Genomic DNA, 14,486 nt, shown 5'->3' on the forward strand with positions numbered 1-14,486 from the left:
ACAATGCTGATTTAAAATCGGAAAGATTGGATCGATCGAATTCTATACTCGGTTAACCCATTCCTATTAAAGAGGAGTTTTAACCATGAACCGTAAAAAATACCGCAAAAGCAAAAATGAAAAAAAACGCACCACGATTAAAGTATTGATAACCCTAGCCTTATCAGTTCTCATATGCGGCTCTGCGTATGGTGTATATTTAGTGAAGAAGGCAGAGAATGCTGCAGGCAATGCCTTCGAAACTGCCGGCGACCGAGGCAAATCCGACTTGCGCGACGAGCAGGTTGAACCGCTGCATGATAATGTCTCCGTTCTTTTCATCGGCGTCGACAACAGTTCAAAAAGGGAGCAAAGCGAAAGCAGTACGCGATCAGATGCATTGGTGCTGGCGACTTTGAACAACGAAGACAAGTCGATCAAGTTAGTAAGCATCCCGCGTGATACCTATACTTTCATTCCGGATTCTCCGAAAATAAGCAAGATGGATAAAATCACTCATGCTTATGCTTATAACGGGCCTAGCTCCACGATTGAAAGTGTTGAAGAATTATTGGATGTGCCAGTCGATTATTACGTACGCATGAATTTCGATGCGTTCATTGATGTTGTTGATGCACTCGACGGCATCACAGTAGACGTTCCTTATGATTTAAAAGAACAAGATGAAAACGATAAAAAAGATGCAATCGTACTCGAAGAAGGATTCCAGACATTGAATGGCAGTGAAGCGCTGGCATTAGCCAGAACACGCCATTACGACAATGACATCGAGCGAGGCAAGCGGCAGCAGATGATTATTGAAAGCATCATGAACCGAGTGCTTTCCGCTTCTTCTTTGACTAAATATGGTGATGTCATCGATGCAATCGGCGACAATATGAAAACCGATATGACGTTCAAAGATATGCAATCGTTCTTCGAGTATGCGAAAGACGGAAAACCCAATGTTGAAACATTGACCGTCCAAGGATACGACGATATGTCAACCGGCACTTACTACTGGCAACTCGATGAAGAGTCTCTTTTGGAAGTACAGGATATCCTGCAAAGCCATTTGGGATTGAAACCAGATACATCGAATCTTTCAGACAATAGCCAAACCAAGTTTGCAGAAAACCCGGAAGATGACGAGGATTATTAAAGCCGCAGCTTTGCTGCGGTTTTTCTTTTGCCATTAACCAAAAAAAATCTGAAGCGCAGAGCGCTTCAGATTTTTTATTTCCCGATAAGTTTGACAAGATTGATAAGCGGCCGGTAATTCTTGCCCGCAAGCCCTACCACTTCGACAAACAATTCGATGGCAATGAGCATAACGCTGATTAATAGAATCCCACCCCATAAGGTCGCTTGGGAGAAAAGCAATGCTGCTAATCCGAATAATGCCGCAATGCCGTAGATGATCAAAACGGTCTGCCTGTGCGAAAATCCAATATTCAATAAGCAATGGTGCAAATGCGATTTGTCAGCAGCCGAGATCGACTGTTTTTCACGAACCCTGCGCACAATGGCAAAGAATGTATCCGATATCGGCACGCCCAGCATAATAACCGGAATGATCAATGCCACTACAGTGATGTTTTTAAAGCCCATCAAAGCGAGCACTGAAATCATGAAACCAAGAAACAATGCCCCTGTATCACCCATGAAGATTTTTGCAGGATGGAAATTATAATACAGGAACCCGATTGAACTGGCGGCTAAAATCGCAGCCAGCGACATGACAAATGGGTCGCCCATGATGAAAGCCATGATTGCCAATGTGGTCAATGCAATTGTTGAAACACCGGCAGCGAGCCCATCCAGGCCATCGATCAAATTGATTGCATTCGTTATTCCAATAATCCAAATGATGGTCAACGGGATGCTGAAATAACCGAAATCCAGCTCGCCGCCAAACGGCAAGTTAATGAACGAAATTTCAAGTCCGCCACCTACGACAACTATAGCCGCAGCAAGAAATTGGCCCAGCATTTTTGCTTTTGCTGTAATTTCGTACATATCGTCCAATACGCCTGTTACCGTAATAATTAAGGCCCCGATTAAAATAGCTGTTGAAATCGGGATAAATGCCGGTTCTACAGCGTTTGAAATCGATTCTTCCGGACGAAGGATGAAATAGCCGATGACAAACGATCCGAATATTGCTAATCCGCCTAAACGCGGCATAATTCTCGCATGTACTTTTCTATAATTGGGACGGTCAACTGCTCCTATGCGAAATGCCAACCGTTTTACAATCGGAGTGAGAACTATAGAAGCGATAAATGCCAAAACCAATGTAAGGTATAGCATGCCTTTCCTCCTCGAAACTTCTTTTACCACATATATATCCAATTTTTATTATAACACGCAATAGAAAGATTACTAGATTTATGATCAAAATTTACAATTCTTTACTTACAAGACGCATAAGCCACATAAAAGTTTCACGATTAGTTTTCTCAATCGCCGCCCGAATTATAGGAACGGAAATCAGCAATCAATTCTTGCTCTTTTTCCCTGCTTAACCCCGCTTTCAATTGTCTATTCTCCTGTCTCTGCAGCCATTCCCGGATATCCCTGGCCGTTTCATTTGCCGCCCGGCATTGGAGTCCCGCTTTTTTCGCTTTCGCATTTTGCACTGTTATAAAGCCCTCAGGATGTTCATCGGAAATCGGTATCCAAAGCGGAATGTCAAATGGCTTGATGCCTTCTCTCAATAGAAAAGCATCATCCACCCAAACTGCATCCGCCTGTCCGCTGCCTACAGCCGTTGTAAATTCCTCCATTCCCACCGCGTCAGCGGCCACATTGAATATCCCACTGCCCTTTTCCTCTGCTTGCTGAATGACAAAATTCGCCAAATCCCTTGCATCGATCCACTGTACTTTTCGTGGCTTGCTCCCCGGAATCAATGCTTCTCCGCTCTCCGCCAATTTTTTTGCCCAAAACGTGAAGCGGTCAGTAGGATCATAAGGTCCCGCGACGATGCTCGGCCGCACGATCAAAGCACGGCTGCCAAAAGCATCCATCACTATTTTTTCAGCTTGCACTTTTAACGTCCCATAAGTTTCACCGGTCACTTCATCATTTTCCACATGCTTGTCTGATACCTCTGAGGTTTCAGTAGGTGCTCCATTGCTGTAGTCACTGTAAACCGATATGGTCGAGATGAAAACGTAAAGTTCCGTTTTAATATGTTTGAATAGCGGCGCCAAATCTGCTGGTGTATAAGCACACGTATCAATCACTGCATCCCAGGCTAGACCAGATAATTTCCCAGCATCTTTTCGGCGGTCGCCTGTAATATGGCGCAATTCCGGAAAAGCATCCGGGTTGCTGACGCCGCGGTTAAACAAGGTCACCTGGTGGTCCGCCCGCAAAGCAGCTTCTACAATATGGCGCCCGACAAAAGAAGTCCCGCCTATCACTAGAATATTCATGTAATCGCCTCTTTCTTCTCAGTATCTCTATTTTGTTTAATTTTTCTGATAACGTGATATAATAATGGTAAAACTACCTATGCATTAACTTAACCGATTCCCTGCCCTTTTGCCAAAAGCTTTGAAAAGCAATTTGCATTAATCCAACACATTTCAAATAGGGGTGCAAAATCAATGAACGGCAATCATCAATTTTATGCAGGCTTGACTGACTGGACGCCATGGGATGAAGCTGAGGTGTTGAAGATGCAATACGGTGAACGCGCCGTATTGGCCGAGTTGATCACATGTACAGGACTGCTTGTCGACTTATCAATGGACCAACATACAGAAGTGCGAAAAGGCGTAGCTGCCAATCCCTGTACGCCTGCTTCAACTTTAAAACGGTTGGCTGAGGATGACTTTTGCAGCAGCGTTCAGGAGACTGCGAAAAAGACATTATCCAATCTACCAGAATAACACCCCGAAAACTTTCAATTCACATTGAAAGTTTTTGTTCGTTCTATTGACTACTTTCCCCTTTATTCCCGAGCCTTTAAACGGCAATTGCTTAAATGGGCAGGGAATAATCTCAATAATTTTTAAAGTTTAAAAAATCCGCTTTCTCCTATATACTAATACTTTGTGCAGAGTTAATTTAGATAGGAGCCTTACATGGAAAAGAAAACGCTTACACTAAATGAATCCATTACGATTGGCCTTATGCTTTTCGCCTTGTTTCTTGGGGCCGGAAATATCATATTTCCACCTTATCTCGGCCAGTTGGCTGGCGACAATATCGGTATTGCTTTAGTCGGCTTTTTGTTGACCGGAGTCGGCTTGCCGCTGCTCGGCATCCTCGCTATCGCGAAAGCCGGCGGAGATCTTCAAACGATTGCAGGCCGGGTCCATCCGATTTTCGGTATCGTTTTCACCGCGATTGTTTATATGGCCATCGGGCCTTTCTTCGGCATTCCTCGTACCGGAACAGTCGCTTATGAAATTGGCATTGCCCCATTCCTGTCAGTTCAGCAACAGGCTTCTTCATTGCCGCTATTTCTGTTTACACTGTTGTTTTTTACCATTGCGGTGCTTTTTGCCTCGAATCCGACTAAACTTGTCGACCGCATCGGTAAAATACTGACACCGATACTGATAGTGGTCATCGGCATGCTTGCTGTCAAAAGCATCCTTACACCAATGGGCTCGATTAATGCTCCAGTCGGCACTTACACAACTGAGCCGTTTTTCGAAAGTTTTCTGCAAGGCTATTTGACCATGGACGCGATTGCGGCGCTTGTTTTCGGCATTGTCATTATTCAAGCAATCCGTGCCAAAGGCGTCACTGACAAAAACGTCATCTTGAAAACTACGGCATTCGCCGGTGCTATCGCTGCTGCCGGGTTGGCTGCGGTCTATCTATCTTTGGGCTATATCGGCGTCACAAGTGTTGACGCAATCGGGCTGCAGGATAATGGAGGCAGCATTATCGCAATGTCAGCTCGGATTTTATACGGTGATTTCGGTGGAATCATCTTAGCTGCCGCGATTTTATTCGCCTGCCTGACAACTGCAATCGGCCTGATCTCGGCCAGTGCCCAGTTTTCCAATAAGATCTATCCAAAGATTCCTTATATTGCTTATGTACTCATTTTTGCAGCATTCAGTACAGCTGCAGCTAATGTCGGCTTAACTCAATTATTGGCCATTTCATTGCCGGTGCTGTTGGCAATATACCCTCTGGCGATTGTCTTGGTAATTTTGTCATTCTTTGATTATGCATTCGGCCGAAAACCTTTTGTTTACATCATTCCATTGGTGTTGACAGGCATTATAAGTGTCTTTGACGGGCTTCGGGCTGCCGGCATTGAATTTCAGGCAATCGATGCCTTGCTTAACAATATCCCATTGCATGAACAAGGCATAGGCTGGCTGTTGCCAGCTGCAATCGGCACAATTATCGGTGTCCTCATTGCGCGAAGAATGATCAAATGAAATTAATAACCGAAAAAGACCGAATGCCCAGCAGAACTGCTGGGCATTCGGTCTTTTTAAAATTTAATAGGGATATTTTGTGATTAAAAAAGTTTAGGTGATGGCGGAGTATCGGATTTGCGTTCATCGCCATCAAAATTGCGGCGCGTCCCATCCGGATTAAGCGGCTCTTCGTAGTCGCCATTTTCGCCTCTCAGCAGGTGCTCTTCTTCTGAATCACGTCCGAATGGAGCTGGCCCAAGATTAGGATCGACTCCAGGTGATTGCTCATCCTGTCGGCGGTTGACACCTTCTTCACGGTTCAAGTTATCATTTCCTTTATCTGTGCCAAGCGCAGGCTCATGTTCCATCAATTTTTCAGATGGTGAACTTTCATCAAGTGTCGGCCGATCTGTTGTCGGATGGATATTTTCACCTTTTAAACGGCTGTCTTTACGCTCGTCCCCATAGTTTGGCTCACCATATTGTTCCTCGCGCGGAACAGCCGTAGTATATATTTCACCGGAATCCTTTCTGGAAGGATCACTGTAATCTGTTTTGATGTCTTTATCAATCAACTTTTCGTCAGTATGTCTTCTGCCGTCTTTTTCAATATCTCTGCCGAACGGCTCTAAAGCGGTATTGCGTTTTACTTCATCGCTGTCTAAGGCACGCGTGTCGTCACCGAATGAAGATTGGTTATCGCGTTCTCTGGATATTGACCCACGATCTGTGTAAAGGAGAATTCCGCCTCTTTCCAGATCCTGCTGATAAGTATCGATTTCCCGCTGTTCCAAATCAAGATTTTTCAATTCTTCCCGAACGCTGTCACGACCAGTGAAAAATGATTTGAATTTGCTTCCAACACCGCCTGCGTTATGCGTATGGACGCCATCGAGGTCATCAGAAGCGCCTAACACCGCACTGTCTTCCACAAGAACGTGGATGTCATTTTCGCTATAGCCGCGCCCTTTCAACTCTTCAATTCTGCTTCTTAGCTCTTCCGGACTGTATACTAATTCAAAATCACGGTTTGTCGGTTCCATCTAAATCAGCCTCCTGTTTAATAGGTATTAATTCTTGTCTACCCCGCCATCCCGAAATCTGAAACATATGAGTTGTCCGATCAAGGAACGGCTAAAGAACTTCCATCAATCGAACTTTTAAAAAAAGCCCTGCCTACTGGAGGCAAGACCTTGTATCATTTGTATTTCTTATCGCTCGACGAATGGCGTTCGCTTTCAGTCATGCCGCCTCTCGCTTTTTCTACTTCCGGCTTTTGCTGAGTAGTGAAAGATACATGGTGTTCATCGACGACAAGGTTCGGATCATGCTGGAAGCTCTCGCCTCTCGCAAAACGGTCTTCCTGCTCGTCAAAATTATTGTCTACAGAATTCACGAACTCATTTGACGACGGCTCGATTGGATTGCCTTCACGGTCACGCAACCCTCCTGCATGGATGACTTCGCTGATGTTGTCCCGGCTTTGATCGACATAAACTAAAATGCCGCCTTTTTCCAGGTCTTCTAGATAGCGCTTCTTATCTTCATCTGTCAAATCCAATGCTTTGACGCCGCCTTTGCCAAAAATGCCTTTGAATTTTTCAGAAAAACCGCCAGTTTCTTCTATTTCAATGTGAGTGCGCTGCTCCGCTCTTTCGAAGCGGTCCTCGTCCTCTGCCATTAAATGCAGATCTTCTTCGCTGTAACCCTGTTGTTTCAGAGCATCGATCTTCCTAAGCAAATCTTCTTCTGAAAATAATACGGCTAGAACTTGAATATTTGAACTCATGCAAATAACCTCCATGGGAATAAAGTATTTTCAACACTTTACCCTTCTTCAGCCAATGCCTAAACTTGCCGAACAGAGGCAGCTCTCTAAATTAGAAAAACCAATTTAAATTTTTTTGTTTCGTAAAAATAAGCTTGAAAAGAGAATTTTTTATTATTACCTATCCTTTCTTCGGAAAGTTGGCCTAAGAAAAGGATTTAATTGCGTAGATTCTTCTTAATTAAACTATTCCATGCGTTAAAATACATTATAAATTTTCCATTACTAGGTATAATTTACCTTTTAAAATTATTACCATAAATAGGTCTTAAAAAGGCAGTTTATTTCGAAAATTGATGATATCATGGAAATACGAAGTTTTTTGGAATATATTATTGTTATTGGAGGCGGATACCATAGTACTAAATAATCTATCATCGCTCTCTTATCCAGACCCCTCAGTTTTGTCGGATAAGAACTCTCCAACATGGATGATTGAAGTTCTTCCCATGCAGATGGAAAGGAGAGAATCAATGGATACAGGTTTACGCCTTAAATACCATAGGCTTAAAAAGAAAATCAGTTTAGAAGAAGCTGCATCCGGAATCATCACCCCTCGGGAGCTTAAGAAAATCGAAACCGGTGCAAAGGAACCTGCTTTAAAAGAGTTGGAAGCCCTTTGTAAAAAACTCGAAATCCCACTCGCTCCAAAAGACAATCCCGTAGGAAAAGTACTAGTTAAAAATTTCAAAACCTCTTTGCTGCACCCACAAAACAAAGGAAAAATCATGGAATTGTATTCCGATATCCACGATCATCCACTGCTTCACGTAAACGAAGACATCGAACTCGAATACAACATCCAGCAAATTCGTTATTTCATCATCACTGGCGACTTAGACAGTGCCGAGGAAAAACTGAAAAGCATGGAACATTTCAAGGAATTCATGGACCAAGAGCAATTCTATTTATTCCATAAATACAACGGCAATTATCATTATATTTTAAGTGATTTTGAAGCAGCATTTAAAATTTATTTAATGGCAGAAAAAATTGCTCCACATTCCTTATCATCAACTGAAAAAGGTGATTTGTTTTATTCATTAGGAATAACCGCTTCACAATTGTACTATACTGAAATGGCTTTCAAATATACGGAACTTGCTTTAAACATTTATCAGCAAGAATTTATACCTAAACGTATAGTTGAGTGTCATTTGAATATGGGAATAACTCATACTAGATTAAGAAATTATCAAACTTCTCGGGATCATTATAAAACTGCTTTGACTATTGGCAGAAGACTCGATATTGAAATCTTAAAATTTACAACTGAATACAATTTAGGTTACTGCTATTTTTTGAATCAAAGTCATGAGTTGACAATTACCCATATGGAAAATGCTTTAAAATATATTCCTAACGAATACACAGCTGATAAATTATTAACCTTCTGTTTTTTAATAATTTCAGAATATGAGCTAGGGAATATTGAAAAAGCAAAAAGCTGGGGTAAAGAAGGACTTGAAATAATAGAGTCGAAAAATCTTAGCCTAAATTCCCCGACTAAAGACACTTTCAAAGAAGCATATATCGAATTTATGTGTTTAATTCATTTCTTATCGAATGACTACGAAAAGTTTGAATACATGACTCTTCATCACTTATTTCCTAGTTTAGAAAATCATAATAATTTTTTTGAGATGGGATATTTTTATAATCATTTGGGTAATGTATACTATGAGCAAGGATTATTTGAAAAATCTGCCTCTGCCCTTAAAAAATCCCAAAAAGCTTATCGAAATACTATTTGTACAAATTGAGGAGTGAATGTTGATGAAGAAGAGTATTGGTTTTATTTTTGCTGCAGCAATTATATTAAGCACTTTATCTTTTAACAATGATTCAAATGAAGATCAGGACGTTGCCAATCAACGCATTCCTGAACCTTGGTCTGTTGGTACTGAAGTTGCCAACCAACGCATTCCTGAACCTTGGTCCGTCGGCACTCAAGTTGCCAACCAACGCATCCCTGAACCTTGGTCCGTCGGCACTCAAGTTGCCAACCAACGCATTCCTGAACCTTGGTCCGTCGGCACTCAAGTTGCCAACCAACGCATTCCTGAACCTTGGTCTGTTGGAACTGAAGTTGCCAACCAACGCATCCCTGAACCTTGGTCTGTTGGAACTGAAGTTGCCAACCAACGCATCCCTGAACCTTGGTCCGTCCAGCAATCTTTTAAAGCCTAACTTAACAATCGAATATAAAAAACGGCAGCTCACGTGAGCTGCCGTTTTTTATATGTCTTATTTTTCGTATCCAGGTTTTCCAAGTAATTCGAACATATTCTGTTTGTATTGTTCAACGCCTGGCTGGTCAAATGGATTTACGCCTGAAAGATATGCACTCATTGCACAAGCCTTCATGAAAAAGTAAAGAAGGTATCCTGCATGTTGTGCATCGAGTTTCGGCACCTCCAGCGAAAGGATTGGTACGCCGCCTTCTGCGTGTGCCAATGCAGTTGCTTCCATAGCTGTCTGATTCACTTCATGCAGGGATTTTTCCACAAGGTAGTTCAAGCCATCGCCATCTTCTTCATCGAATGGAATTTCCGTCTGATTTTGGTCTTCTGTAAAGCTGACCATTGTTTCAAAAAGCATACGGCGCCCATCCTGCAAATATTGGCCCATAGAATGCAAATCAGTTGAGTAAATGACAGATGCCGGGAAAACACCCTTGCCTTGCTTCCCTTCACTTTCACCGAATAATTGCTTCCACCACTCATTGATGCCTGCCATCGCCGGTTCGAAACTCGCCATGACTTCTACCGAGTAGCCGCGCGAATTGAGGATTTGGCGATAAGCCGCATAAAGGTATGCATCATTTTCCAACAATGCTGGATTCGCTAAAGTGCTCTCTGCCAAGGCCGCACCTTCCAGAAGCGAACGGATATCCACGCCCGCTACCGCTAATGGCAGAAGACCGACAGATGTCAGGACCGAATACCGTCCTCCAATATCTCCAGGAATAACGAAAGAAGTATAGCCAGCTTTATCAGCTGCTTTGCGCAATGCCCCTTCCTTTTCATCAGTAGTCACAATAATGCGGTTCGCGGCTTCTTCTCCGTAAGCGTCAACCATCCATTTGCGGAGGATGCGGAACGCGATTGCCGGCTCTGTTGTAGTACCAGATTTAGAAATAACATTCAATGCCACTTTTTTTCCTTCGATATGAGACAGCAATTCTTCTAAATAGCGTCCACTGATATTGTGGCCCGCGAAAATCACTTCTGTTCCGCCTGCACCAAATGCTGGCAGCAATAAATCTTGAACGGCTTTTGTGCCAAGATAAGATCCGCCGATGCCGATGACTATTAGCACATCAGTATCACTTTTCACTTTTTCTGCAGCCTCTTCTAATCGGCTCAATTCAGCTTCATCCATTTTTGATGGCCAATCCAGCCAGCCTAAATATTCTGCTCCCGCACCGGTCTTATCGTGAATTTTCTTGTGAGATGCTGCCACGAAATCATCTAATGCAGCAAGTTCATTTGCCTCCACGAACTCTTGGATGAATTTATTGTTTATTTTAACTGTCAATTGCATAACCTCCACTTTTTAGGATGAATTCAGTTTACCATTTTCCAGCAGCTTAAAAAAGAGTTGCTAAACAGCGCAGCTTTCGTCTATATGGAATTGAAAAAGCGTCCCATGTTTGGGACGCCCAGAGATTATTGGTTTTGATCTTTATCTCCTGCACATTCTTTGACAAAGCGATCAAAAAGCTTTTTAGAAGCCTCGTCGCCTTCTACAGCAAATTCTTCAGGATGCCACTGGATTCCCATGACAAATTGATATTTATCGCTTTCAAGGGCTTCAACCAGGCCATCGGCTGCACGCGCTGCAACTTTCAATTCTTTGGAAACATCTTTAACACCTTGGTGATGGAAAGAGTTCACATGGAAGCTTTTTTCTCCCATGATGCTTAAGAGCTGGCTATCGTCTTCCAAGGTCACTGAATGGGTGCGGTGGGTACGAAGCGCCATCTGTTTATGCTGATAAAGCGTTCCTTCAAATTGGCTTTCCAGGTCTTGATAATTAGTGCCACCCAATGAAATATTAAGCATTTGCAAGCCACGGCACATGCCGATGAAAGGTTTATCCAACTTCAAGAAATTCAAAATCAGCTCTTTCTCATAAAGGTCACTGCCTGGATAAACCGCTCCTAGTCGCAGATGCGGCTCTTCTCCATATAACGATGGATTTATATCTCCTCCGCCAGTAACAATGAGCCCGTCCAACCGTTCGCAAAGTGCAGGAATATCTTCTTCATCTACTATTGGAACAATAAGCGGAAGGCCGCCAGATTGTAAAATCGCTTTCCCATAAACGGGATCAAGAGAATATGTTTGATCTTTTTCAACTCTTGCTGTAATGCCGATAACCGGCTTTTTCTTGTTTTTCATAATTTTTCCCTCTTTCCATAAGGCTAATTGTTTAACTGTCTACATGCAGAGTCCGTTAACAAAGCCTAAGCTAAAAAAAAGCATACTGGAGGATTATACCCGGTATGCTCTGCCGATAAACTTCGAACGCATTCAAAGCGTTACGTTAAATATGTAGTTTGCTGCTCCCTTTTTGCCAGCAACCAGGAATAGTCTGTTATTGAGGTTCGAATCTATAAAGGCGCAAGTCGACCTTTCCTGATGCTTTGACCTCAACGCCTTCTTCTTCGAGAAATGCTTGTTGGGCAAACCGGGATTCTTCGTCGCTGATTACAATTTGGCCGGCTGCGTTCACTACCCGATGCCACGGCAGTCCATATTTGCTGCTCATGCTGTGCAATAGCCTCGCGACTTGCCTAGCCCCTCTTGGACTCCCGGCAAAAGCAGCAACCTGGCCATAAGTCATGACTTTCCCTTCTGGGATATTCTTGATGATTTCGACTGCTCTTTCAGTAAATGCTTGCACTTCTTTTCATCCTATCCTTTTGCTTAATCGTTATTGATCGAGATGCTGATTATGCGACTTCGCTTCATACACTAAATCCCCTGTGCGATACCTTTCAACAACATTGTGGCTGAATTCAAATAAAGGCAGTTTCGCAGCATCAAGCGACATCCCGGAACTTTTATAATGCAGGTACTTATAATAATCGATCATATGGACAATCACTTCTTCTAAGCCTTGAATTGACGCTTCGTCTTCGAACTCCAGCTTTTTACTAAGGTTCATCGATTTGACGTCTTCGGCATAGAGATCTTGAAAACTGTCTAAATCCCTTACGGTTTGATCGAATAGCAATTGCTTTCTTTCGAATCGATAATAATGGCGCCAGTAGACGAATATTTCTTTCGCGATGCCCAGCGTTTTTGCTCCATCCGAAGCGTTCAACCCTTTTTCTACGCAAAGCCCATACATAATTTTCTTTAAGGATTTTTTATATTCTCTTTCAATGAGTCCTTTATACTGTAAGTATCTCATAAAAAAACCTCCCCTGGCTTTTGAAAAAAATTATTTTATTATAAGGCGTATGGCATCAGACATTCCGGTAACGCTTGATCGTATCCGTTTCTTCAGGAATGATAAGTTCTTTGTAAACGGAAGTGTTATGGATTTTTTCGCAGATATAGAACATGTCCGGCTGCAGATTGGCTAAACTTTTTTTGGTGGGCAAGATTTGTGCCTTTTCCATTTTGAAATCTCCGCCCAGGTGATAGAAAGCCATATTGTTATCAGCTCCCCATTCAGCGATTTTCAATTGGAGAATCTCTGTCGTCCCTGTCGCCTCTTCCCCTTCAAGCGTTCCATCTAAATGCTGGTAGACCGTGTTTCCCTCTGCCAATATGTAGCAGGCAGAAATAAGTTTTTTGTCGCGATAAGCACCGAACAAATGCAAGATTGGGCCCATATTGCTTATAAGCGCTTCAAAATAGTCCTCGGTAAAAAAATAATAGCTGTCTGCTTCTTCTCGCCTTCTCACTTCTGAATAATAAAGCACCAGGAATTCGAACATGTGGCGGACTGTTCCCAGTTTTTTAACTTCAATGACTGGCTCTTCTGGATTATTAAGCGCTGGAACTTCGGAATCTTTTAAGAACCTAGCTAAATCGATGGTGTATGTCTCATATAGCGGCAACAGTTTCAGATGCTTTTCAAAATAAGCGGCATTGCCGAATAATGGATGAAAACGGATGTATTCTGCTATAATTCGCTCCTCCCGGCAATAGCCGGAAAATGCTTCCAGGAACTTCTCCACTAATGCAATGGGATCCCCACTTTCCCGAACTACTGGCCCCCCATATCCAAATGGAGTCGTAATATCGAAATAAACAAGAGGCTCCCCATCTATCCGGCGCTTAATGTAAGGGTATACGATGCTGCCGTCTTCGTCGGAATAGTAAAACATCAGTGCTTCGCCAGGATCCAAACTCAATGCACTAAAGAAATAATGGCTAGAATAATAAACATCCCTTATCCGCATCAAATCCAGAATTTCCTTCCAGCGCATCCCTTCCTGTATCGAAATCACCTCATACATCCCGCTCACCCCTGTTTTATCAGCTGAATCCTATTTGAATACCGTCTGTATCTTGTTCACAGAAGATTGGTTTTCTTTTTTTCCTGTTTTAAATACCGTATTTAGCATTTCCAAAATGAAAGCCAGCAGAATTCCTATTACTAATCCAAAAGCCCCTGCGACCCCCAAGCTGAATACCGTATTTTCTTCAAATAAAGTCGACTCAGGCACTTCCGAAGCACTGGAGATGATAACGGCATTGGTCGTCTGCGTCAGATTCGGAATTTCTTCTATAAAGATTTCGCCTAAGGAATTCGCAATTGCTGCGGCTTTGATTTTATCTTCTCCCGCTACAGTGATATTCAACACTTGTGAATCAGCCGGCCTAGTGACCACGATTTGTTCGTGCAGCTCTGAAATTTTCGTTTCCTTTTCCATCCCCAATTCAATAATCACTTTTCTTAGGATTTCAGGGCTTCTGACAATGACGCTGTAGGTATCGGTTATGGCCGGGCCTGCGCCAATTGCAGGTCCATCCGTCATCTGAGCAGCTTCAGGGGGCTGCTCGATGAAGATCTGCGTAGTCGCATGGTATTCAGGAACAATGATAAAGCTGTTTAAGATCCATACGAGGGCAACTGATAAAAGCGAAATCGATAAAATCATCTTGATGCGCATTCTTAAGTTTTTGACGATATTCAATACTAGCGATTTTTTACCCATGCAATATACCTCCTTTTAAGCAAAAAGACTTACAGTTGAAATCATTTCTTAAAATTCAGATAATTATAGTTCATTTATATCACACTTTTTTAGTACA

Annotated in this window: 15 protein-coding genes; 5 read left to right on the forward strand and 10 right to left on the reverse strand. The window is 42.6% G+C overall.

Annotated elements, in window-relative coordinates:
• The first annotated feature begins 85 nt into the window (after positions 1-85).
• Positions 86-1,141, forward strand: coding sequence for an LCP family protein (locus QMA09_RS08985; RefSeq protein ID WP_135502279.1), 1,056 nt, complete (start codon positions 86-88; stop codon positions 1,139-1,141).
• Between the two features lie 74 nt (positions 1,142-1,215).
• On the opposite strand, the gene QMA09_RS08990 is transcribed toward QMA09_RS08985, so the two are convergent.
• Both QMA09_RS08990 and QMA09_RS08995 read right to left on the reverse strand, forming a co-directional pair.
• Entirely contained in the window at positions 1,216-2,292 is a 1,077-nt protein-coding gene (locus QMA09_RS08990) for a glycosyltransferase family 4 protein (RefSeq protein ID WP_135502277.1), read from the reverse strand.
• 149 nt (positions 2,293-2,441) lie between these two features.
• The gene (locus QMA09_RS08995; RefSeq protein WP_290212838.1) at positions 2,442-3,422 is read right to left on the reverse strand and encodes an NAD-dependent epimerase/dehydratase family protein; all 981 of its coding nucleotides are present in this window, start codon (positions 3,420-3,422) and stop codon (positions 2,442-2,444) included.
• A 174-nt stretch (positions 3,423-3,596) separates the two neighbouring features.
• Here QMA09_RS08995 and QMA09_RS09000 point away from each other — a divergent pair, with 174 nt between their 5' ends.
• Both QMA09_RS09000 and brnQ read left to right on the forward strand, forming a co-directional pair.
• A complete protein-coding gene (locus QMA09_RS09000) occupies positions 3,597-3,881 on the forward strand; it encodes a hypothetical protein (RefSeq protein ID WP_135502273.1) in 285 nt (94 codons plus the stop codon).
• A 195-nt stretch (positions 3,882-4,076) separates the two neighbouring features.
• Positions 4,077-5,396, forward strand: coding sequence for a branched-chain amino acid transport system II carrier protein (gene brnQ / locus QMA09_RS09005; RefSeq protein WP_290212839.1), 1,320 nt, complete (start codon positions 4,077-4,079; stop codon positions 5,394-5,396).
• A gap of 83 nt (positions 5,397-5,479) precedes the next feature.
• On the opposite strand, the gene QMA09_RS09010 is transcribed toward brnQ, so the two are convergent.
• Both QMA09_RS09010 and QMA09_RS09015 read right to left on the reverse strand, forming a co-directional pair.
• On the reverse strand, positions 5,480-6,421 hold the full coding sequence (locus QMA09_RS09010; protein WP_290212840.1) for a general stress protein: 942 nt from the start codon (positions 6,419-6,421) through the stop codon (positions 5,480-5,482).
• A gap of 155 nt (positions 6,422-6,576) precedes the next feature.
• On the reverse strand, positions 6,577-7,167 hold the full coding sequence (locus QMA09_RS09015) for a general stress protein (protein ID WP_290212841.1): 591 nt from the start codon (positions 7,165-7,167) through the stop codon (positions 6,577-6,579).
• A 512-nt stretch (positions 7,168-7,679) separates the two neighbouring features.
• On the opposite strand from QMA09_RS09015, the gene QMA09_RS09020 reads away from it, so the two are divergent.
• Together QMA09_RS09020 and QMA09_RS09025 are read left to right on the forward strand one after the other, a co-directional pair.
• Complete coding sequence (locus QMA09_RS09020; protein ID WP_290212842.1) at positions 7,680-8,969, forward strand: helix-turn-helix domain-containing protein; 1,290 nt, start codon at positions 7,680-7,682, stop codon at positions 8,967-8,969.
• 13 nt (positions 8,970-8,982) lie between these two features.
• Complete coding sequence (locus tag QMA09_RS09025) at positions 8,983-9,396, forward strand: hypothetical protein (RefSeq protein ID WP_290212843.1); 414 nt, start codon at positions 8,983-8,985, stop codon at positions 9,394-9,396.
• Between the two features lie 57 nt (positions 9,397-9,453).
• On the opposite strand, the gene QMA09_RS09030 is transcribed toward QMA09_RS09025, so the two are convergent.
• The 6 genes from QMA09_RS09030 to QMA09_RS09055 all read right to left on the reverse strand — a co-directional run bounded on the left by QMA09_RS09030 (position 9,454) and on the right by QMA09_RS09055 (position 14,389).
• On the reverse strand, positions 9,454-10,752 hold the full coding sequence (locus QMA09_RS09030) for a glucose-6-phosphate isomerase (RefSeq protein WP_290212844.1): 1,299 nt from the start codon (positions 10,750-10,752) through the stop codon (positions 9,454-9,456).
• A 125-nt stretch (positions 10,753-10,877) separates the two neighbouring features.
• Positions 10,878-11,612: a gamma-glutamyl-gamma-aminobutyrate hydrolase family protein gene (locus QMA09_RS09035; protein WP_290212845.1), complete on the reverse strand. Its 735-nt coding sequence runs from the start codon at positions 11,610-11,612 to the stop codon at positions 10,878-10,880.
• Between the two features lie 196 nt (positions 11,613-11,808).
• Positions 11,809-12,117 carry an MGMT family protein gene (locus tag QMA09_RS09040; RefSeq protein WP_135500398.1) on the reverse strand — a complete coding sequence of 103 codons (309 nt, stop codon included), beginning with the start codon at positions 12,115-12,117 and terminating at the stop codon, positions 11,809-11,811.
• A gap of 30 nt (positions 12,118-12,147) precedes the next feature.
• Positions 12,148-12,630 (reverse strand): hypothetical protein, encoded by a 483-nt coding sequence (locus tag QMA09_RS09045; RefSeq protein ID WP_135500399.1) that lies wholly within the window; start codon positions 12,628-12,630, stop codon positions 12,148-12,150.
• A gap of 55 nt (positions 12,631-12,685) precedes the next feature.
• A complete protein-coding gene (locus QMA09_RS09050) occupies positions 12,686-13,687 on the reverse strand; it encodes a GNAT family N-acetyltransferase (protein ID WP_290212846.1) in 1,002 nt (333 codons plus the stop codon).
• A 30-nt stretch (positions 13,688-13,717) separates the two neighbouring features.
• Positions 13,718-14,389 (reverse strand): YveK family protein, encoded by a 672-nt coding sequence (locus tag QMA09_RS09055; RefSeq protein ID WP_290212847.1) that lies wholly within the window; start codon positions 14,387-14,389, stop codon positions 13,718-13,720.
• Between the last annotated feature and the right edge of the window lie 97 nt (positions 14,390-14,486).

This window comes from Planococcus sp. APC 3906 (genome assembly GCF_030407685.1).
Taxonomy (GTDB): domain Bacteria; phylum Bacillota; class Bacilli; order Bacillales_A; family Planococcaceae; genus Planococcus; species Planococcus koreensis.

Excerpts from the sequence above, each read along its gene's own strand:
- QMA09_RS08990 (WP_135502277.1), bottom strand. The coding sequence starts at position 2,292 with ATGCTATACCTTACATTGGTTTTGGCATTTATCGCTTCTATAGTTCTC.
- QMA09_RS09050 (WP_290212846.1), bottom strand. The coding sequence starts at position 13,687 with ATGTATGAGGTGATTTCGATACAGGAAGGGATGCGCTGGAAGGAAATT.
- QMA09_RS08995 (WP_290212838.1), bottom strand. The coding sequence starts at position 3,422 with ATGAATATTCTAGTGATAGGCGGGACTTCTTTTGTCGGGCGCCATATT.
- QMA09_RS09015 (WP_290212841.1), bottom strand. The coding sequence starts at position 7,167 with ATGAGTTCAAATATTCAAGTTCTAGCCGTATTATTTTCAGAAGAAGAT.
- QMA09_RS09055 (WP_290212847.1), bottom strand. The coding sequence starts at position 14,389 with ATGGGTAAAAAATCGCTAGTATTGAATATCGTCAAAAACTTAAGAATG.
- QMA09_RS09030 (WP_290212844.1), bottom strand. The coding sequence starts at position 10,752 with ATGCAATTGACAGTTAAAATAAACAATAAATTCATCCAAGAGTTCGTG.
- QMA09_RS09045 (WP_135500399.1), bottom strand. The coding sequence starts at position 12,630 with ATGAGATACTTACAGTATAAAGGACTCATTGAAAGAGAATATAAAAAA.
- QMA09_RS09000 (WP_135502273.1), top strand. The coding sequence starts at position 3,597 with ATGAACGGCAATCATCAATTTTATGCAGGCTTGACTGACTGGACGCCA.
- brnQ (WP_290212839.1), top strand. The coding sequence starts at position 4,077 with ATGGAAAAGAAAACGCTTACACTAAATGAATCCATTACGATTGGCCTT.
- QMA09_RS09035 (WP_290212845.1), bottom strand. The coding sequence starts at position 11,612 with ATGAAAAACAAGAAAAAGCCGGTTATCGGCATTACAGCAAGAGTTGAA.
- QMA09_RS08985 (WP_135502279.1), top strand. The coding sequence starts at position 86 with ATGAACCGTAAAAAATACCGCAAAAGCAAAAATGAAAAAAAACGCACC.
- QMA09_RS09010 (WP_290212840.1), bottom strand. The coding sequence starts at position 6,421 with ATGGAACCGACAAACCGTGATTTTGAATTAGTATACAGTCCGGAAGAG.
- QMA09_RS09020 (WP_290212842.1), top strand. The coding sequence starts at position 7,680 with ATGGATACAGGTTTACGCCTTAAATACCATAGGCTTAAAAAGAAAATC.
- QMA09_RS09025 (WP_290212843.1), top strand. The coding sequence starts at position 8,983 with ATGAAGAAGAGTATTGGTTTTATTTTTGCTGCAGCAATTATATTAAGC.